This is a genomic window from Chelatococcus asaccharovorans, from assembly GCF_003201475.1.
Classification (GTDB): Bacteria; Pseudomonadota; Alphaproteobacteria; order Rhizobiales; family Beijerinckiaceae; genus Chelatococcus; species Chelatococcus asaccharovorans.
In genome coordinates, this window is sequence record NZ_QJJK01000005.1 from 274,298 (window position 1) to 292,720 (window position 18,423).

Below are 18,423 nucleotides of genomic sequence, written 5' to 3' on the forward strand. Positions count from 1 at the left end.
CGGATAGAAAAACCCGCGCAGATCGCTCCGCGCGGGTCGTTGTCTCTGAAAGGCCGCGTCGCCGCGGCCCGGGATCACTTCTTCTCGTTGGCGCGCTTGAGGGCGGCCCCGAGGATGTCGCCGAGCGACGCGCCGGAGTCGGACGAACCATACTGCGCGATGGCTTCCTTCTCCTCGGCCACTTCCAGCGCCTTGATCGAGAGCTGGATGCGGCGCGCCTTGCGGTCGAACTGGACGACGCGGGCGTCGACCTTCTCGCCGGGCGCGAAACGCTCCGGACGCTGGTCGCCACGCTCGCGGGCAAGCTCGGCGCGGCGGATGAAGGAGGTCAGGTCGGTATCGACGATCTTCACCTCAAGACCGCTGTCCTTCACCTCGAGAACCTCGCAGGTGACGATGGCGCCCTTCTTGAGCTCGCCGGCATCGGCGAAGGGGTCACCCTCAAGCTGCTTGATACCGAGCGAGATGCGCTCCTTCTCCACATCGACGTCCAGAACGACGGCGCGCACGACGTCGCCCTTCTTGAACTCTTCGATGACCTGCTCGCCCGGACGGTTCCAGTCGAGGTCGGTGAGATGGACCATGCCGTCCACGTCCCCGTCGAGACCGATGAACAGACCGAACTCGGTCTTGTTCTTGACCTCGCCTTCGACGGTGGCGCCGGCCGGGAATTTCTCGGCGAAGGCTTCCCACGGGTTCTGCAGGGTCTGCTTGAGGCCGAGCGAGATGCGGCGCTTGACCGGATCGACCTCGAGGATCTGCACTTCGACTTCCTGGGAGGTCGAGACGATCTTGCCGGGATGGACGTTCTTCTTCGTCCAGGACATCTCGGAGACGTGGATCAGGCCCTCGATCCCCGGCTCCAGCTCCACGAAGGCGCCGTAGTCGGTGATGTTGGTCACGCGGCCCTTGAAGCGCGCCTCGAGCGGATAGCGGGCGGCGATGCCTTCCCACGGATCGGCCAGGAGCTGCTTGATGCCCAGCGAGATGCGGTGCGTCTCGTGGTTGATCTTGATGATCTTGACCTTGACCGACTGGCCGATGGTGACGACGTCGGTCGGGTGATTGACGCGGCGCCATGCCATGTCGGTGACATGGAGCAGGCCGTCGATGCCGCCGAGGTCGACGAACGCACCGTATTCGGTGATGTTCTTGACGACGCCCTCGATGACCTGACCCTCTTCGAGGTTGGCCACGAGTTCGGAACGGGCCTCGGCGCGGGTTTCCTCGAGAACGGTCCGGCGCGACACGACGATATTGCCGCGGCGGCGATCCATCTTGAGGATCTGGAAGGGCTGGGGCTGGCCGATCAGCGGGGTGACATCGCGCACGGGGCGGATATCGACCTGGCTGCGCGGCAGGAAGGCGACGGCGCCGTCGAGATCGACGGTGTAGCCACCCTTGACCTGGTTGAAGATGACGCCCGTGACCTTCTCGTTGGCCTCGAAGGCCTTCTCGAGCTTGACCCAGCTCTCTTCACGGCGCGCCTTGTCACGCGAGATGACGGCTTCGCCGAGCGCATTCTCGACGCGCTCCAAATAGACCTCGACCTCGTCGCCCACCTTCAGGGACTGGTCGCGGCCGGGGCCGTTGAATTCCTTCAGGGCAACGCGGCCCTCGGTCTTCAGGCCGATGTCGATGACCGCGACATCCTTCTCGATGGCGACGACCGTACCCTTGACGACACTACCCTCGTGGGACTCGTGTTCGCCAAAGGATTCTTCGAGGAGCGCCGCGAAATCTTCACGGGAAGGGGCGCGATTGACGGAAACGGACATTCGTTCTCCACTGCCAGTGTACCGGCGTACAGGTTGCGTTCCGCTCCTCGACCTCGGGCTCGCAAGGCTTGGCAGGCCATGCGAATTCGTCGCGGACCATCCTGAAGTCAGGCCGAAAGCTCTCGTCAGGCCAATGGCTCAGGGCGATCACGGGACGAGCCGGCACATCGAACCGATGGTCGGGAACGTCTGATGCGTCCGTGCGGTCCCGCCTGCGGCGGATCCCGCAACAAGAGGGCAGATCTTTGAACACGAAAAGGGCGCGCCTCAACGCACCCTGACGCGCTGCCAAAAGATGCAGCATCTTGCCGGACGGCACAGCTATATAGGAGAGGAAAGGGACTCCGCAAGGGTTTCCCGCGTCGGAAAGCCTCACAAAATCGAAAGAAACAGCCTCGCAGCCCTCACTATTGGCCCTTAGCGCCTCTGGAAGGTAAAATAGCCCGGCACGCGCCCCTCGCGCAGGGCCTTGGCCTCGTAGCGGGTGCCCGGCCAGCCCTCCCAGGGCTTGCGCCAATCGTCGGGCCCCGCAGCCGTCCAGGTGAAATCGCCCGAACGGAGAATCCGGGCCAGCGTCCAGGCGGCATAGTCGTCGATGTCCGTCGCGAAGCAGAAGGCCGCACCCGGCCTCAGCACGCGCGCCAACGCCGCCAAAGTCGCATCGGATACGAAGCGCCGCTTGCGATGCCGGCGTTTCGGCCACGGATCGGGATAGAGCAGAAAGACGCGGCCAACGCTCGCCTCCGGCAGACGCGGCAGCAGGAGGGCTGCGTCCTCGTCGAACAGCCGGATGTTGTCGAGCCCGCGCTCCTCGACGCCGGCGAGCAGCTTCGCCATGCCATTGATGAAGGGCTCGCAGCCGATGAAGCCGATGTCGCGGTGCGCCTCGGCCCGCGCCAGGAGATGCTCGCCACCGCCGAAGCCGATTTCGAGCCACAGGTCGTCCATCGGGCGGCCGAACATCTCATCGCGGTGCGGCACCCGTCCGTCCGGCACCATCAGATGCGGCAGCAGCACGTCCATGAGCTCGGACTGGCGCCCGCGCAGTTTGTGGCCTATCCGGCGGCCCCAGAATGCGCCGCGTCTGTCCTCGGTCTCGATCATACCGGTCTCATCACCGTCGTACGGACGGCTCATATATGGCAAAGGCCGGGCGAGCCCGGCCAATCCTGCCTTACGGCAATGTCTCGTAAATCAGACCAGCGCGTTGCGGATCTCTCTGGCGAGATCGGTGCGCTCCCAGGAGAAGCCGCCGTCGGCCTCAGCTGCGCGGCCGAAATGGCCATAGGCCGCGGTACGCGCATAGATCGGACGGTTCAGCGCGAGGTGCTGGCGGATGCCACGCGGGGAGAGGTCCATGACATCAAGCAGGACCGTCTCGAGCTTGGCCTCGTCGACCTGGCCGGTGCCGTGCAGATCGACATAAAGAGAAAGCGGCTGCGAGACGCCGATGGCATAGGAGACCTGGATGGTGCAGCGCTCGGCGAGCTCGGCCGCTACCACGTTCTTGGCGAGGTAGCGCGCCGCATAGGCGGCGGAGCGGTCGACCTTCGTCGGGTCCTTGCCGGAGAAGGCGCCGCCACCGTGCGGAGCCGCGCCGCCGTAGGTGTCGACGATGATCTTGCGGCCGGTGAGACCGCAGTCACCGTCCGGGCCGCCGATGACGAACTTGCCTGTAGGATTGACGTGCCAGACGGTCTCGCCGGTAATCCAGTTCTCGGGCAGCGCCGAGCGGATATAGGGCTCGACGATGTTGCGAACGTCGTGCGAGGTCAGCGCCTCATCGAGATGCTGTGTCGACAGCACGATCTGGGTCACCCCGACCGGCTTTCCGTTCTCGTAGCGAACGGTGACCTGGCTCTTGGCGTCCGGACCGAGAGCGCGGGTCTCGCCCGAGCGGCGGGCTTCGGACAGGGTCTTGAGAATGCGGTGCGCGTAATAGATCGGCGCCGGCATCAGCTCCGGCGTCTCGCGGCAGGCGTAGCCGAACATGATGCCCTGGTCGCCGGCCCCCTCGTCCTTGTTGCCGGTCGAGTCGACGCCCACGGCAATGTCGGCTGACTGGGCGTGCAGAAGGACATCGATCTCCGCCTTTTCCCAGTGGAAGCCGTCCTGCTCATAGCCGATATCGCGGATGGCGAGCCGCGCCAGATGAGCGAGATAGTCCCTCGTGAGGCTCTCCGGCCCACGCACCTCACCGGCGATAACGACGCGATTGGTCGTCGCCAGCGTCTCGCATGCCACGCGCGCTTCGGGAAGCGCGGCGAGATAAGCATCGACGATGGTGTCCGAAATACGATCGCAGACTTTGTCCGGATGGCCTTCGGAAACGGATTCGCTCGTGAAAAGATAATTCTGGCGAGGCACAGTCAACCCTCTCTCGACGCGAGCCGTTGCGCTGCTCGCAGATGCGGGAGTTGTGACAGCCTGGGTGCTCTGGGTCAAGGTGAAAGACAGGAATCGTTCGATAAAAAGAACGCAATGATACGCTTTATTCCGCTTCCTGCTCTTCACCAGCAAGGGCCGTGACAAGGTCCACGATGCGCCGGCGAACTTTCGGGTCGCGAATGCGGACGAAGGATTTGGTGAGCTGCACGCCCTCGCTGGTCGATAAAAAGTCCGCGACATAGGCGGTAGAGGACGCCTCGGCGAAGCCGCCGGCTCCGTTTCCGGGAACGGGAGCGTCCGTGAAAAAGAAATCAACCGGCACGCCCAGCACCTGGGATATCTGCTGGAGGCGGCTGGCACCAATGCGATTGGTACCTTTCTCGTATTTCTGCACCTGTTGAAAGGTGAGACTCAGCGCTTCGCCGAGCTTTTCCTGGCTCATACCCACCAGCATGCGCTGCATGCGCACGCGGCTACCGACATGCTTGTCGATGGGGTTGGGAGTTTTCTTCACGCTCTAATCTCCATTGCCCCCAATGGCATCAACATCACCCGCTCGAAGCCGCAGCCCGTTACGTCGCGATGTCCAACACTAGAGCATCTCCTGAAAAAGAGGGAACAGCTAATCCAGTGTTGATACCGTTAAATATTTGATGTTGAGCGGTTTGTCGCCCAATAGCCTGATCGCCGGGCTACCGGTCCCTGCGGACCGGACGCCGTGCGAGCGAGAATATTAAAATCGCCGCGCACCATATAAGCGGAAACGCGACAAATACATTGCCGAATTGCGCATATGGTGTCGAGGGGAGCGCGACGGGGAGGCGGGCGTCGATGACGCCCTCCTGCCCTAGCCCGAGCGACGCCGTGATCCGGCCGTAAGGGTCGACTACCGCCGAGATACCGGTATTAGCGGCGCGCACCAGCGGCAGGCCCTGCTCGATCGCCCTGAGACGGGCCTGTGCGAAATGCTGGTAGGGGCCGGCGGTCAGGCCGAACCAGGCGTCATTGGTCACGTTGAGGAGCAGCGCGGGGCGGGTCCCGACGGGGATGACGTCCTCCGGGAAGATCGCCTCGTAGCAGATCAGGGGCGCGGTCTCGGGCAAGCCGGGGATAGCGAGCGGGGCACTCCTGTCCCCCGCCGCGAAGGTGCCGGGCACTTCGACGAACTGGCGGAGCCCGAAACGCTCCAGCAGGCCGCCAAATGGAAGATATTCGCCAAAGGGAACGAGGTGCACCTTGTCGTAGGTCGCGCGCAGCGTGCCCTGTCCATCGACGACCTGGATGCTGTTGTAGATGCGGTAGTTCTCGCCGGGCAGGCGGTCGTCCGCGCGCGCCGCGCCGGTGACGAGGATGCGGTCCGGGCCGAGAACCGCGCCGATCTGCGCGAGCGCTGCCGGCTCCCTCTCGAGCAGGAAGGGAAAGGCGGATTCCGGCCAGATCACGTGGGTCGGTTCGCCGAGCGCCGCGTCGACGGGCCGCCGGGTCACGGCGAAATAGTGGTCGAGGATCGCCTGGGCGCGGTCCCGCCGGAATTTCTCGTCCTGCGGGACATTCGGCTGCATGATGCGCAGGACGACGCCGGGCACGGTCGCGACGTCCTGCTGTGGGATGCGCGCGAGACCAAAGGCGCCAATGGCGGCGAGCGTGAGCAGGGCGGCCAGCGGCGCCGCGATGCGGCGGTCAAGGGGGCCGGGGTCGGCCAGGGTCGCCGGGCTCGCGAGACACGCCACCGCAACGAAGGTCAGGCCCCACAGACCAATGATCGAGGCGATTTGTCCCATGATGGGGGTCGCGGCAATTTCTGGCCCTTGGGCGAGTGCCATCCCCAGGACATTCCACGGAAAGCCTGTCAGGATATGGCCGCGTAGCCATTCCGCCAGCGTCAGGGCCGCGGCGAGGGTCACGATGCGTGTGGCGCCGGGCGCCCACAAGGCCCGCGCCAGCGCGAAGCCCCCGGCGAAGAAAATCGCGAGCCCGGCGGGCAGGCCGAGCACGCCGAGTGGGAGCGCCCAGAGAAACTCATCGGCCTGAACGAAGAAGGCCGCGCCGAGCCACCAGAGGCCGGCGACGAAATAGCCGAAACCGAACCACCAGCCGTCCCAGGCGGCCGATCTCACGCTGCGCCAATAGGTCTCCCCGCGGCCGGCGCGGCCGTCGAGGAGCCACACCGCGGTGATCAGCGACAGAATGAGCACGGGCCAGAGGCCGACCGGCGGCATGGCGAGCGCCCCGAGAGCGCCGGCGATCCAGGCCGCGCCCCGACGCGGCCAGCCACGCGTGGTCGCGACACGCGAGGCGACGGCCGAGACGGCTGCTGGAATCACGCGGCGGTATCGGAGCGCGGCGGCTTCGCAGTCTCTGCCAGGGATCCCTCGGCAGAGGATGCGGGCTCTGCGGGCGGCGCGACCGCACCTGCAAGCGCGCGCCGATAGATGCGCACGCGCTTGACACGGCGCGGATCGGCATCCAGCACCTCGAATGCGAGCTCTTCCGGCCCGTCGATGGTCTCGCCCTGGGTCGGGACACGGCCCGCCAGCGTCACGATCAGCCCACCGATGGTGTCGACGTCTTCCGCCGTATCGGCGGCTTCGAGATCGATCCCGATGGCCGAGGAGACTTCTTCGAGCCCGGCGCGGGCATCGACGATGAAGGTGTCACCTTCCATCGCCTCGATCTGGAGATCATCGTCCTCGTCATGCTCGTCGGAAATATCGCCGACGATCATCTCGACGAGGTCTTCCATGGAAACCAGGCCGTCGGTGCCGCCATACTCGTCGATAACCAGCGCCATATGCGTCCGTGTCGCCTGCATCTTCACGAGCAGGTCCATCGCCGGCATGGAGGGCGGCACGAACAGCACCGGGCGCAGGATCTTGGCGGAGGCGAGTGGAGCCGACAGGTCGATGGCGAGGCGCGCCATGGCAATCTTGGCGCGGCCGGGCGCCTGTGCCTCGGTCCGGCTGGCGAGATAGTCGACGAAATCGCGGATATGGACCATGCCGCGCGGGTCATCGAGGGTTTCGCCATAGACCGGAATGCGGGAATGTCCCGCGGTGCGAAACAGATTCAACACCTCGGCGAGGCTTGCGTCCGCATGGATGGCGACGATCTCGGACCGCGGCACCATCGCATCGTCGACGCGCATTTCGCGCAGGTCGAGGACGTTCTTGAGAAGTGAACGCTCCTGGGCATTGAAATCGCCACCGGGGCCGGTGGCGTCCAGGGCATCAGCGAGACCCTCGCGAATGGACGGGGCGTTTCTCAGGCCGATCCCGGCGAGTAGCCGGTCGATCCAGCGTTCACTGGGAGGCTCCCGGTGCGCCGGACCATCGTCCTGTCCCGTACTTCGGTCGTCACTCATGGCCTCTTTCATCGCTCCATCAAACATCGTGTGGTTCCGTATAAGGATTGGCAATGCCGATCCTTGCAAGCGCGGCGACTTCCCGGGCCTCCATGGCCTCGGCTTCCTCGTCGTCCAGATGGTCCTCGCCGAGGAGGTGCAGTATACCGTGAATGACGAGATGGCACAGATGGTCGCTCACGGACTTGTCGTCGCCGGCTGCCTCGCGGGCAATGGTCTCCCCCGCCAGCACGATATCGCCGAGATGTGAACTCTCTCCGACAGCTTCCGGCTCGGCGGCTGGGAAGGACAGGACGTTGGTCGGCTTGTCGAAGCCGCGCCACTGTCTGTTGAGCGCGCGGATATGAGCGTCGTCGGTCAGCATGATGCTGACTTCGGCCCCCTCGGCGGGCTTCACGGGCGCCTCTTCCAGCGCTGCGGCGACAGCCCGCTGGATCAGGGACGCGAGCGGCAAAGCCGACCAGTCCCCGGCCTCGACGGTGATGTCCACGACAAGGCCGTTCACGATAAGCGCGTCGGCGGTGTCATCCGCCTCGTCCGCCAGGGACGGATGGTGCGGTTCAGGGCGAGCGGTCAACGCCTGCGGTCCTCTTGTCCAGCCTCGCGGAGCCGGGCTGTCTCGTCCTCATAGGCCTTGACGATGCGCTTGACCAACTCGTGGCGAACGACATCGCCTTCACGGAAGCGGATATGGCCCACACCCTCGACCTTCGACAAAAGACGGACGGCCTCCACCAGACCCGAGCTTTGTCCAGGCGGCAGGTCGATCTGGCTGGGGTCGCCGGTGACGATCATCCGCGAGCCTTCGCCAAGGCGCGTGAGGAACATCTTCATCTGCATGGCAGTGCAGTTTTGCGCCTCGTCCAGCAGGACGGCGGCATTCGTCAACGTGCGTCCCCGCATGAAGGCAAGCGGGGCGATCTCGATGAGCCCGGTGGAAAGCCCACGCTCCACCAGCCGCGCCTCCATGAAGTCGTAAAGCGCGTCATAGACGGGTCTGAGATAGGGATCGACCTTCTCACGCATGTCGCCCGGCAGGAAGCCGAGGCGCTCGCCAGCCTCCACCGCCGGCCGTGACAGGACGATCCGTTCGACCAGGCCTTGCTCGAGCAGTGACACGGCATGGCCCACCGCAAGCCAGGTCTTGCCGGTGCCGGCGGGGCCTTCCGCGAACACGAGTTCATGCCGGCGCAGCGCCCTGAGGTAGATGTCCTGCGCCGCGTTGCGCGCCTTCACGGAGCCGCGCTTGCGGGTGACGATCTGCTCGAAGCCGCTCGGCCGGGGCTCGGCATTGATGTCGTCCTGCGGAAACAGGAAACCCTGCTGGGCGCTCTCCTCGATCGCACCATCGACATCGCCGAGCGTGATCTGCGCGCCGGCCTTCACACGCTGTGCCAGGCTTTCCATCACATGGCGAACGCGCTCGGTCAGGTCCGGCGGGCCTTTGATGATGACATGGTTGCCATTGGCGGTGGCGCGGACATCCAGCCGGCGTTCGATATGGGCGAGATTCTGGTCATAATGGCCGAAGACGAGGCTTGCGGTGCGGTTGTCGTCCAGGGTCACGAGGATTTCGTCGGTATCGCTGCTGCCGGCGTCAGGGCTGCCACCGGGGCTGCCAAGGACCAGTGGATCACCGACTGCACGTCCCCGCGGCACGCGTTGCGACACGTCGTCCCCTCCCTTGAAGGCCTTCCCCGGCATCTGCCTGACGTCACGGCTCACAATGCGCCCATCCTCTCCCTGGTGGGGGTGGACAGGGCGCCGACCGGCCGGCCGAACAGGCTGTTCGGGCCGGTTTCGGTAATTTCGACGGTGATGGTATCGCCGATCGCGACACCGTCGGCCTCGAACTGCACGGCCTGCAGATAGGGCGATTTGCCCGCCATCTGGCCGGGATGGCGTCCCTGGCGTTCGACCAGGATGTCGGTGACGAGCCCGACGGTTGCCCGGTTGAAGGCGCGGCGGCTGTCATCGAGTTCGGCCTGGAGGACGGCCAGACGCTCGGATTTCACAGCCTCTGGCAATTGGTCGTCCCGATCGGCCGCCGGGGTGCCCGGCCGTGGGCTGTATTTGAAGGAATAGGCGCTGGCGAAGCCGATATCGCGGACGAGCCGCATGGTGTCTTCGAAATCGGCATCGGTCTCGCCGGGGAAGCCGACGATGAAATCCGACGACAGCGCGATGTCCGGCCGCGCGGCGCGGACGCGGTCGATGATCCGGCGGTATTCGTCGCTGTCGTGCTGGCGGTTCATAGCCGCGAGAATGCGGTCGGAGCCGGACTGAACGGGCAGGTGCAGGTAGGGCATCAGCGCCGGCAGGTCGCGATGCGCCGCGATCAGGGATGCGTCCATGTCGCGCGGGTGGCTGGTCGTATAGCGCAGGCGCGCCACGCCGGATATCTGCGCGAGCCGTTCCAGCAGCAGGCCGAGCGTCCATGTGCGCCCGTCCGGCCCCTCGCCGTGATAGGCGTTGACGTTCTGGCCGATGAGCGTGAGTTCACGCACGCCTGCATCCGCGAGTTGCTCGGCCTCGGCCAGGATCTTGACGACCGGGCGCGACATCTCGGCGCCGCGGGTATAGGGCACCACGCAGAAGGTGCAGAACTTGTCGCAGCCTTCCTGCACGGTCAGAAACGCCGAGACCCCGCGCGCGCGGGTGACGGCGCGCGGCGCGGCGGGCAGGTGGTCGAACTTGTCATCGGCCGGAAACTCGGTCTCCACCACCTTTTCGCCGCTGCGGCTGCGGGCGATGAGGCCCGGCAGGTGGTGGTAGCTCTGTGGCCCGACCACGAGATCGACGACAGGTGCGCGGCGGGTGATCTCGGCACCCTCCGCCTGGGCGACACAGCCGGCGACGACGATTGACGTGTCCTGCCCCCGCGAGGCGCGCTCGCCCTTGAGTTCACGCAGACGCCCGAGCTCGGAATAAACCTTCTCCGCCGCCTTTTCACGGATGTGGCAGGTGTTGAGGACCACGAGATCGGCATCGTCTGCCGTCTCCACCTCGACATAACCCTCCGGCCGCAGCACGTCCGCCATGCGCTTGGCGTCATAGACGTTCATCTGGCAGCCGTAGGACTTGATGAAAACTTTCTTCACGTCGCTCATTCGTCCGGATGGTAACACGCAGTTAGCGGATGGGTCAGGATAAAGTATGGAAGCGCTTGTCTGCCACGGTGCGGATCAAGCCACTTCGGGATGCGGGACGAATCCTCAATGGACCCGTACGGCCAAACCCTGTGGCGGGCGTCGATCTGCCGTTTGATCAGGCCCCCTGTTCAAGTCGGCCCGCCGTGCTGCATCGGGGGTCTCGCGCGACCTGTCTCCTTCTGTCCCCAGCCTCTGTTTAAGCCGCCAGGCGGCTCGAGGAAATAGGCTCGGCATGACAATAGCGATAATGCGCCCGCCTCATGTCAAGCCACGCGCCGCCCGCGCCGCCCGCATGGCCGCGCGAACCCGCGCTTCCGCGAGCCGTGTCGCTGCCTTGCGGTCCGTCGCCGCATCGGCAGTAATGGGCTCGCCCCATGTCAGTATGACGTCGATCGGCGCGCCTTTCAGGATGGCGCTGAGGTGGGGCGCGAGCTCCATGTCGCCGTACCAGGCGATGTCGGCCTGCTCCGCATCGCTCAGCGGAAGCCCGCCGCGCCTGGCATAGGTGATGGTGAGCGGCTGAAGGTTGACGGGCGTGTCGCGCCCGTCCGTGAGTGCGTCGCGCACGGCGCCGACCAGCGAGGACCGGAAGGGCAGGATGCGGATGCCGTCGCCGGTTGTTCCCTCGGGGAAGAGCACGACCGCGTCGCCCCGGCCCAACCGCGCGGCAACCGCGGTATTGGTCGCCGCCGTCGCCGCGCGGCGGGTGCGATCGATGAACACGGTCCGCTGCAGCCGGGCGAGCAGGCCGACCATCGGCCAGGTCCCGACTTCCGCCTTGGCGATGAAGGATACGGGGGTGGCTGCCGAGATCACGGGGATGTCGAGCCAGGACACGTGGTTGGCGACGATGAGAGCCGCGCCGTTCTTCGCCGGTTCGCCGCGCACCACCAGACGCACCCCGAGGATGCGGCACAGCATGCGGTGGTAGAGATGCGGGATGAGCTTGGCGACGCGCGGGCTTGTCCTCACGGCCGCCCATTGCAGAGGAATGCCGACAAGCGTGATCGGGGCGATCATCGCAAGACGCAGGACCTGCTTGGGGTGGGGGGCCTTCATCGGTGAGGGTCTCCGTCAGGACGAGGAGCGCCGCATCATATGCGCCGCGACACGCCGTCCGTCAGGTTTCACATAGTAGCTTTCGCGCCGTCCCGTGTGGATAAAATCAAAGGCTTGATAGAGCGCGATAGCAGGCTTGTTGCCCTCTTCCACCTCGAGAAAGATGTCGGTGATGCCGCGCGCCATGACGCGGCCGAGGTGGCTGGCCAGCAGGATCTTGCCGAAGCCCTTGCCCTGATGGCGCCGTGCAATGACGACTGTCAGGATCTCGGCTTCGTCCAGCACCGTGCGCGACAGCGCGAAGCCGCTCGGCTGCCGGTCTCGCCCCAGAAAGAGGCCGTCGCCGACGATCTGCGGGTCGACGACCATGGCTTCGAGATCCGCGGCGCTCCAAGGTCGCGCAAAGGCCTCCGCATGCAATGCGGCCATGGCGCGCGCGTGGTCCGGCCGCAGGGCCGTCACATGGGGGTCGGGAGGGGCCTTCCGCAGACGGTCGAAAATCATTGCGGAACGGGCTGCCTCGGGATCTGGGCCGCCGTCTGGGGTTTGGCGTCGGCGGGGCGCAGGTAGAACGGCTTGGGCAGCGCGGTTGCCGGATCGGCCGTGAGACCGAGCCGCGCGACCCAGGCAATCTGCGGGGCCATGTTCACACCTTCGGTCGATACGTCGACGCCCAGCGCCCGCGCCTCAGCGGCGACGAGGCCTGCCCCGGAGCCGGCGAGCACGGCCGGACCTGCGCCGAGGGCGCGTGCCGCGTCGCGGATCGAGATATGGCGGGCGTTGACGACACTGCGCCCGCCGGGGGCGACTGCCTGGAAGAAGACATGCCCGTGTCGGGCATCGATGGCAGCGCCGACAAGCCGCTGCTGTCCGCGCGCCACGAGCGGGGCGGCGAAAGCCGTCAGCGAGGTAACGCCGACAACCGGGATTTTGGCGGCAAGGCCGATCGCGCGGGCCGCTGCGATACCGACGCGGATCCCCGTGAAGCTGCCCGGCCCGATGGTCACGGCGACGCGGTCGAGACTCTTGAAGCCCCCATCGACGCGCGCCATCACACGCTCGATGAGCGGCAGCAGGGCTTCCGCATGGCCGCGCTCCATGACAAGCGATTCGGCCGAGAGGGGCGTCTCCGCATCGTCCTGCTGGACGCAGGCGGCGCATAAGCCGAGCGCAGTATCGATGGCGAGAATACGCAACCTGAGAGCCCTTCCGCCCTGAACGCGAGCGCCCTTGATGGCGACGCCCGCTTGCATCAATTGTGTGTCGTCTTGGGCGGGTCCCCGTCAGACGGCCTGGACCTCGCGCACATCCGGCAGGAAGTGCCGCAGCAGGTTCTGGATGCCATGGCGCAGGGTCGCGGTCGACGATGGGCATCCCGAGCAGGATCCCTTCATGGCGAGATAGACCACGCCTTCGCGGAAGCCGCGGAAGGTGATGTCGCCGCCATCGCCCGCGACTGCCGGGCGCACGCGCGTTTCCAGGAGCTCCTTGATCGTTTCGACGGTCTCGGCGTCTTCCTCCGCAAAGAACTCCTCTTCGGCAGGGAGGTCATCGGCCGCGTCAGACCGCAGCAATGGCTCGCCTGACATGAAATGTTCCATGATCGCGCCGAGTATGGCCGGCTTCAGGTGCTGCCACTCGCCGCCACTCTTGGTCACCGTCACGAAATCGGACCCGAAGAACACACCGGATACGCCGTCGATGGCAAACAGCCGCTCCGCCAGCGGCGAGCGCTCCGCGCCGACGCGATCAGGCAGGTCCAGGGGCTCGCCTGACTTGACCTCACGGCCGGGAAGGAACTTGAGGGTTGCCGGATTGGGCGTCGCCTCGGTCTGGATAAACATAGGGTCTCTCCTCACGCAGCCGGTTCAAGGCCGGCGGTGGCGGGTTAGGCCGACAGTCATGTCGATACATCACCCAGCGCATTATGACATATTCTTCATCACCCGAATGCGATGAATTTGTCTTGGTCGGCAAGTGTGAATGTCGGCAAGTGTGAATGTCGGCAAGTGTGTTTGTCGGCAAGTGTGAATGTGGCGATCGGGCCCGGGTCAATCAACGTGCAGCTTGTCGCGGCGCGTCTGGTCCGTGAGGCGCGAGATCGAGCGCCATGAGTTCCTCGTCGCGGTAGTCGCCGGGACCGAGCTTGAGGGCGTGGCGCTCGAGTCCGTAGGGCGTGAAGCCACGCGAGACGTAAAGCGCGCGGGCGGCCGGATTGTCCGCCGCCACGGACAGCAGAAGGATCTCGAGGCTCTCGCAGCGCCGCGCGTGGGCGATCAGCGCATCGATCATGGCGGCGGCGAGCCCCTGCCGGCGCCAGGCTTCGCGGACATAAACGCCCCAGACCAGCCCCTTGTGCAGCTGCTTGATGGATCCGCCGACCATCAGCCCGGCCATGGCGACGAGACTCTCGGGGGAAGCCTCGGAGATCGGCTCCTGCGCGAAGGCGCCCAGGATGACGCTGGGCGGCTGCGTAGGGATACGCGCCGCGACTGCTTCGTCGGAGAGCTCCGCCCAGTCGGAAGCCGCGGCCCCGAAGGCGCCGGGATTGCGGGTCAAAGCCTTGACCCTGATGGCCCGGAAGGCTGCGGCGTCGGCACGCACCAGCGGGCGGATGGCTGGGGTCGCTTGGATGGGGCTCATCGCGGTGGGTCTCGCCGCAGGGACAGGGCCGTTTCAGGCAAGCGCATCGATCTCTTCCGTGCTGAGATGCCCGGGGACGATGGCGACCGGAACGGGAAAACTCGCCGCAGCGCGTGAGGCGAGCGCTGAAACGAGCGGTCCAGGCCCATCGCTCCCCGTACCGGCCGCGAGAACAAGCAGGGCAATGTCCTCGTCGTCGTCAATGAATTTTACGAGTTCGTCCGCCAGCACGCCGATGCGCGTGGCGCATTCCGGCTCCAGGCCGACCATGCCGCGCACATAGGCCGCAGCCCGATCAAGGGCGGCCGCGGCGTCGTCCTCGGCTTCAGCCCGCATCACGTCGCCTACGCCGAGCCAGTCCTGCATGTCGGCTTCCGGCTTGATGCAGAGAAGCACAAGCGACACGCCGGTGCGCACGGCCCGTCTGGCGGCAAAATGGATCGCCCGCTCGCATTCAGGCGTGTCGTCGACGATGGCGAGAAACTTGGCATGATGGCCGGCTTCATAGGCGCGTCGCGGTTTGCCCATGGATCTCTCCGGGGAACGCTTCGGGAGCATTGATGCTGGCAGGCCGGCCAGCGGCGAGCAAGAGGGCTTGATAGGCGTCGCCGCCAGGAAACAAATTCCGGGACCCGCAGACGAGGAATCCCGGTCATCCCCGTGATTCGCAGACATGCGACGAAATTTCCGTTGTTCCAACGATGCCGCTGGGTCTGCGGCCAGTCGGATCGGTCTTGTCCGGGGGGCGGGGGCTTATTCGTCCTCGCCGAAACGGGAGGTTACGAGGTTGGTGATGGCCTCGAGGCAGGCTTCGGCGTCATCGCCCTTGGCGGTCACGAAAATGGTCGTCCCCTGCGCGGCAGCGAGGATGAGCAGACCCATGATGGACCGCCCGCCCACGGTTTCGCCGCAGCGTGTCACGGTGACGTCAGATTCGAATGCATCGACCGTCTGCACGAATTTGGCGGAGGCGCGGGCATGCAGCCCCTTGCGGTTGATGATCGCCAGCTCGCGCACCAGAGCACCGGGCGGTGGCACGAAGGGCTCGCAGTCCTCCACGTCGTCTGTCGGGCTCATTGGGTGCTCTTCGCGCTCATCCTTACGGCGCTTACTTGCCCGCCAGAACGCGGCTTGCGACGTTGATATATTTCCTGCCCGCATCCTGCGCCTGGAGGACGGCCTCCTGGAGGGGCAACTCATCGCGCACGCTGACGAGCTTGATGAGCATGGGCAGGTTGATCCCGGCGACGACTTCGATCTGGCGCCCCCCCATCACCGAGATTGCGAGGTTGGAAGGCGTGCCACCGAACATATCGGTCAAGACGACGACGCCGTCGCCGGTTTCGACGTGATCGACCGCGGCGACAATATCACGCCGACGTCCCTCCATGTCGTCGTCCGGACCGATCGTGACGGTCTCGACTTGCTTCTGCGGGCCGACGACATGCTCCAACGCCGCACGGAATTCCGTGGCGAGGCAGCCGTGCGTCACGAGCACTAAACCGATCATTCAGCAACCTTGCGGCACCCCCCAATTGGGGAGCGCTCATTTTGTGCATTGCGGCGCCAAGTGCAAGTGCAATACGTCTAACTCTTCATCATTTTGTCATCAGCAAGGCCTGAGAAGGCGTTCCCAGTCATCAAAAACGCCAATATGTCGGCACCTATTGCTGCGCTGCCACATAAGCGTAGCCTCGGCAATTCAATCCCGCTGATAGCAGCCCTTTGAGCCGCCGCATCAGGCATCCGCTCAGGATACGCTTCCTCGCAATCCACAACCAGTCGGACGATGCAGGCCGGTTCGAAATTAACATTCACAATTCCGAGGCCGCGGACCTCGATCATACCGGCGATGGCGGCCGGGGCTTCGGCAAGGATGCGACCGTTGCATGGCATCACCCGCACCCGGTCGTCCGCGACGAGTGCGGCAAATCGTCCGTCCCGCAGGGATTCTGTGATGAGTCGGCGTGCGAGTGTCGATTTTCCGGACCCCGACGATCCACGGATGAGAATTCCCTTCTCACCTATAACCACGCAGGATGCATGAATGGTGGCCTGCCTCGGCCGGTCGGCGAGGGCGCCCATGGTTCAGGCTGCGGGTGCCGCCGCCGCTGCCGGCAGGCGGACAATGAAGCGCGCACCAAGACGCGGACGCTCGCACGCCGCGATGGGATGGTCGGCGTCTTCGGCAGGAGCGTCCGCGAAGCGGTTTTCCGCCCAGATGCGACCGCGGTGCGCCTCCACGATCTGCCGTGAAATGGACAGCCCGAGGCCGGAATTCTGGCCGAAGCCCTGCTCCGGCCTGTCGGTGTAGAACCGTTCGAAGATCCGCTCCAGCGCATGCGGCGGGATGCCCGGCCCGTCGTCCTCCACCACGATCTCGACCTCCTGCGGCAGGCGCTGCAGCGTCACCCGGATCTCGGCACCGGGCGGGGAGAAGGATGCGGCGTTGTCGATCAGGTTGCGCACGACCTGCCCGAGGCGCCCGTCGTTGCCAACGACGAAAAAGGCGCTGTTTCCGAGCGAACTCTTGTTCACGCTGACCTTGATCGGCACCAACCCCGCCGGCTTCAGCTCGTTGGCGACGCTCGCGACAGTTTGCACGAGACGCTCGACATCCACCGGTTCGGCCTCCGCGCGGGCGAGTTCCGCGTCGAGGCGGGATGCGTCGGAAATATCGCTGATCAGCCGGTCGAGGCGCCGCACGTCCTGCTGGATCACCTGGAGCAGGCGATTGCGTGCATCGGCCCGCTTGGCGAGCGGCAGGGTTTCCACAGCACTGCGCAGGGAGGTCAGGGGGTTCTTCAACTCATGCGCGACGTCGGCCGCAAAGCTCTCGATGGCGTCGATGCGGTTGTAGAGCGCGCGCGTCATATCCCGCAGCGCGCCCGAGAGATGGCCGATCTCGTCGGAGCGATCCGTGAAATCCGGGATTTCCTGCCGCGATTTGATGCCCCGCCGCACCCGCTCGGCGGCCTCGGCGAGCCGGCGTACGGGGCCGGCGATCGTACCGGCGAGAAGCACCGAGAGGACCGTCATCACGCCTGCGGAAACGGCGAAGACGCGCAGGATCGCCCAGCGTTCGGCTGAAATGATGCTGTCGATATCGCCGCCCTGCGTGGAGAGAAGCAAGGCGCCGCGCACCGTACGGAAACGCTGAATTGGCACCGCCACGGAGACGATCGTCTGCCCGCGGTTGTTGACGCGGACAACCGTGCCGGGCGTCCCGATGAGCGCTTGCTGCACCTCGGGAAGCGAGCGGCCGTTGATGGGTGCGAGCTCGTCGATCAGGGGAGACGAGCCCCTGCCAAAGAGCTTCCAGACCCCCTGCCATACCCGCTCGAGCAGCGGTGGCTTCGGCTCCACGAGCGGCGGCAGGTCGTATCGGAGGATATCGCCGCGCGAATAGAGCGAGCGGGAATCAAGCAGCAGAAGGCCATCGCGATCGTAGATGCGCGCGCGCGTGCGGGTCGGCGTCACGAGGCGGCGCAGGACCGGCGCCACGCGTTCGGGATTGATGGAGAACTCCAGCGGCGACAGCTCGTCGTTCATGCCGAAACTCTCGCCGGCCTGCAGTTGCAGGAGCTTGTCGGGATCGAGCGTCAGGGTGTCGGTTTCGACCGTTGCGGATGCGGCGACCGCGGCGGCGATGATCTCGCCCTGGGTCAGGAGGCTCTGCACGCGCGCGTCGATCAATCCGGCGCGAAACTGGTTGAGATAGAGAAAGCCGAGGAGCAGGGCGACGAGCCCGGCCAGGTTGAGGACGACGATGCGTCGCGTCAGGCTCGACGCGCTGCGCGACGCAAGACCCCCCGCGGCGCGCCGGAGCGTCCGGGCAACACCATGGAGGAAGCGCCGCGCCCCGCTGAGCTGCGCGCGCTCCGAACGATCAATCGGCTCGACCGCCATTGTCCTCGTCTAGACCTCTCCGGAGGTCCGGCGGACCTCCGATATCAGCCGTGTGCGGCGTAAAGGCCTCGCGGCTGGATAGGCGCGGCGATCCGCCCCTGGAGCCAATCCAAAACACACGGATGCGCCCCAT

19 protein-coding genes are annotated in these 18,423 nt (G+C 65.7%); all 19 read right to left on the bottom strand.

The annotated features are described in order from the left end of the window. Positions 1-74: 74 nt before the first annotated feature. Positions 75-1,778 (bottom strand): 30S ribosomal protein S1, encoded by a 1,704-nt coding sequence (rpsA, locus tag C7450_RS13455; protein WP_110374957.1) that lies wholly within the window; start codon positions 1,776-1,778, stop codon positions 75-77. 417 nt (positions 1,779-2,195) lie between these two features. Next, positions 2,196-2,882 carry a tRNA (guanine(46)-N(7))-methyltransferase TrmB gene (gene trmB, locus C7450_RS13460; protein ID WP_110374958.1) on the bottom strand — a complete coding sequence of 229 codons (687 nt, stop codon included), beginning with the start codon at positions 2,880-2,882 and terminating at the stop codon, positions 2,196-2,198. A 90-nt stretch (positions 2,883-2,972) separates the two neighbouring features. After that, the gene (metK, locus tag C7450_RS13465) at positions 2,973-4,145 is read right to left on the bottom strand and encodes a methionine adenosyltransferase (RefSeq protein ID WP_110374959.1); all 1,173 of its coding nucleotides are present in this window, start codon (positions 4,143-4,145) and stop codon (positions 2,973-2,975) included. 124 nt (positions 4,146-4,269) lie between these two features. After that, positions 4,270-4,629, bottom strand: coding sequence for a helix-turn-helix domain-containing protein (locus tag C7450_RS13470; protein ID WP_110375140.1), 360 nt, complete (start codon positions 4,627-4,629; stop codon positions 4,270-4,272). Positions 4,630-4,858: 229 nt separating this feature from the next. After that, the gene (lnt, locus tag C7450_RS13475; protein WP_110374960.1) at positions 4,859-6,490 is read right to left on the bottom strand and encodes an apolipoprotein N-acyltransferase; all 1,632 of its coding nucleotides are present in this window, start codon (positions 6,488-6,490) and stop codon (positions 4,859-4,861) included. Beyond that, positions 6,487-7,527: a hemolysin family protein gene (locus C7450_RS13480; protein ID WP_110375141.1), complete on the bottom strand. Its 1,041-nt coding sequence runs from the start codon at positions 7,525-7,527 to the stop codon at positions 6,487-6,489. The genes lnt and C7450_RS13480 overlap by 4 nt, the downstream gene beginning before the upstream one ends. A gap of 19 nt (positions 7,528-7,546) precedes the next feature. Further along, on the bottom strand, positions 7,547-8,032 hold the full coding sequence (gene ybeY / locus C7450_RS13485; protein ID WP_110375142.1) for an rRNA maturation RNase YbeY: 486 nt from the start codon (positions 8,030-8,032) through the stop codon (positions 7,547-7,549). Positions 8,033-8,100: 68 nt separating this feature from the next. Further along, positions 8,101-9,186: a PhoH family protein gene (locus C7450_RS13490; protein WP_425351207.1), complete on the bottom strand. Its 1,086-nt coding sequence runs from the start codon at positions 9,184-9,186 to the stop codon at positions 8,101-8,103. A 62-nt stretch (positions 9,187-9,248) separates the two neighbouring features. After that, positions 9,249-10,628, bottom strand: coding sequence for a tRNA (N6-isopentenyl adenosine(37)-C2)-methylthiotransferase MiaB (gene miaB, locus C7450_RS13495; protein ID WP_110375143.1), 1,380 nt, complete (start codon positions 10,626-10,628; stop codon positions 9,249-9,251). Between the two features lie 309 nt (positions 10,629-10,937). Continuing rightward, on the bottom strand, positions 10,938-11,738 hold the full coding sequence (locus C7450_RS13500) for a lysophospholipid acyltransferase family protein (protein WP_110374962.1): 801 nt from the start codon (positions 11,736-11,738) through the stop codon (positions 10,938-10,940). A gap of 15 nt (positions 11,739-11,753) precedes the next feature. Then, entirely contained in the window at positions 11,754-12,242 is a 489-nt protein-coding gene (locus C7450_RS13505; RefSeq protein WP_110374963.1) for a GNAT family N-acetyltransferase, read from the bottom strand. Continuing rightward, positions 12,239-12,934 carry a tRNA (adenosine(37)-N6)-threonylcarbamoyltransferase complex dimerization subunit type 1 TsaB gene (gene tsaB / locus C7450_RS13510; protein WP_110375144.1) on the bottom strand — a complete coding sequence of 232 codons (696 nt, stop codon included), beginning with the start codon at positions 12,932-12,934 and terminating at the stop codon, positions 12,239-12,241. Before tsaB ends, C7450_RS13505 begins: the two co-directional genes overlap by 4 nt. Positions 12,935-13,021: 87 nt before the next feature. Next, positions 13,022-13,582 (bottom strand): NifU family protein, encoded by a 561-nt coding sequence (locus C7450_RS13515; protein WP_110374964.1) that lies wholly within the window; start codon positions 13,580-13,582, stop codon positions 13,022-13,024. 211 nt (positions 13,583-13,793) lie between these two features. Further along, positions 13,794-14,381: a GNAT family N-acetyltransferase gene (locus C7450_RS13520; protein ID WP_110374965.1), complete on the bottom strand. Its 588-nt coding sequence runs from the start codon at positions 14,379-14,381 to the stop codon at positions 13,794-13,796. A 33-nt stretch (positions 14,382-14,414) separates the two neighbouring features. After that, on the bottom strand, positions 14,415-14,909 hold the full coding sequence (locus tag C7450_RS13525; RefSeq protein ID WP_110374966.1) for a universal stress protein: 495 nt from the start codon (positions 14,907-14,909) through the stop codon (positions 14,415-14,417). Between the two features lie 225 nt (positions 14,910-15,134). Beyond that, complete coding sequence (locus C7450_RS13530; RefSeq protein WP_110374967.1) at positions 15,135-15,458, bottom strand: HPr family phosphocarrier protein; 324 nt, start codon at positions 15,456-15,458, stop codon at positions 15,135-15,137. 31 nt (positions 15,459-15,489) lie between these two features. Further along, entirely contained in the window at positions 15,490-15,891 is a 402-nt protein-coding gene (locus C7450_RS13535; protein WP_110374968.1) for a PTS sugar transporter subunit IIA, read from the bottom strand. A gap of 77 nt (positions 15,892-15,968) precedes the next feature. Next, a complete protein-coding gene (locus C7450_RS13540; RefSeq protein WP_110374969.1) occupies positions 15,969-16,466 on the bottom strand; it encodes an HPr kinase/phosphorylase in 498 nt (165 codons plus the stop codon). 3 nt (positions 16,467-16,469) lie between these two features. Next, on the bottom strand, positions 16,470-18,290 hold the full coding sequence (locus C7450_RS13545; RefSeq protein WP_110374970.1) for a stimulus-sensing domain-containing protein: 1,821 nt from the start codon (positions 18,288-18,290) through the stop codon (positions 16,470-16,472). Positions 18,291-18,423 lie beyond the last annotated feature (133 nt).

Bases quoted from the DNA above. Each gene is read 5' to 3' on its own strand.
- rpsA (WP_110374957.1), bottom strand. From the start codon at position 1,778: ATGTCCGTTTCCGTCAATCGCGCCCCTTCCCGTGAAGATTTCGCGGCG.
- trmB (WP_110374958.1), bottom strand. From the start codon at position 2,882: ATGATCGAGACCGAGGACAGACGCGGCGCATTCTGGGGCCGCCGGATA.
- C7450_RS13470 (WP_110375140.1), bottom strand. From the start codon at position 4,629: ATGCAGCGCATGCTGGTGGGTATGAGCCAGGAAAAGCTCGGCGAAGCG.
- C7450_RS13480 (WP_110375141.1), bottom strand. From the start codon at position 7,527: ATGAGTGACGACCGAAGTACGGGACAGGACGATGGTCCGGCGCACCGG.
- C7450_RS13500 (WP_110374962.1), bottom strand. From the start codon at position 11,738: ATGAAGGCCCCCCACCCCAAGCAGGTCCTGCGTCTTGCGATGATCGCC.
- C7450_RS13505 (WP_110374963.1), bottom strand. From the start codon at position 12,242: ATGATTTTCGACCGTCTGCGGAAGGCCCCTCCCGACCCCCATGTGACG.
- C7450_RS13515 (WP_110374964.1), bottom strand. From the start codon at position 13,582: ATGTTTATCCAGACCGAGGCGACGCCCAATCCGGCAACCCTCAAGTTC.
- C7450_RS13520 (WP_110374965.1), bottom strand. From the start codon at position 14,381: ATGAGCCCCATCCAAGCGACCCCAGCCATCCGCCCGCTGGTGCGTGCC.
- C7450_RS13525 (WP_110374966.1), bottom strand. From the start codon at position 14,909: ATGGGCAAACCGCGACGCGCCTATGAAGCCGGCCATCATGCCAAGTTT.
- C7450_RS13530 (WP_110374967.1), bottom strand. From the start codon at position 15,458: ATGAGCCCGACAGACGACGTGGAGGACTGCGAGCCCTTCGTGCCACCG.
- C7450_RS13535 (WP_110374968.1), bottom strand. From the start codon at position 15,891: ATGATCGGTTTAGTGCTCGTGACGCACGGCTGCCTCGCCACGGAATTC.
- C7450_RS13540 (WP_110374969.1), bottom strand. From the start codon at position 16,466: ATGGGCGCCCTCGCCGACCGGCCGAGGCAGGCCACCATTCATGCATCC.
- C7450_RS13545 (WP_110374970.1), bottom strand. From the start codon at position 18,290: ATGGCGGTCGAGCCGATTGATCGTTCGGAGCGCGCGCAGCTCAGCGGG.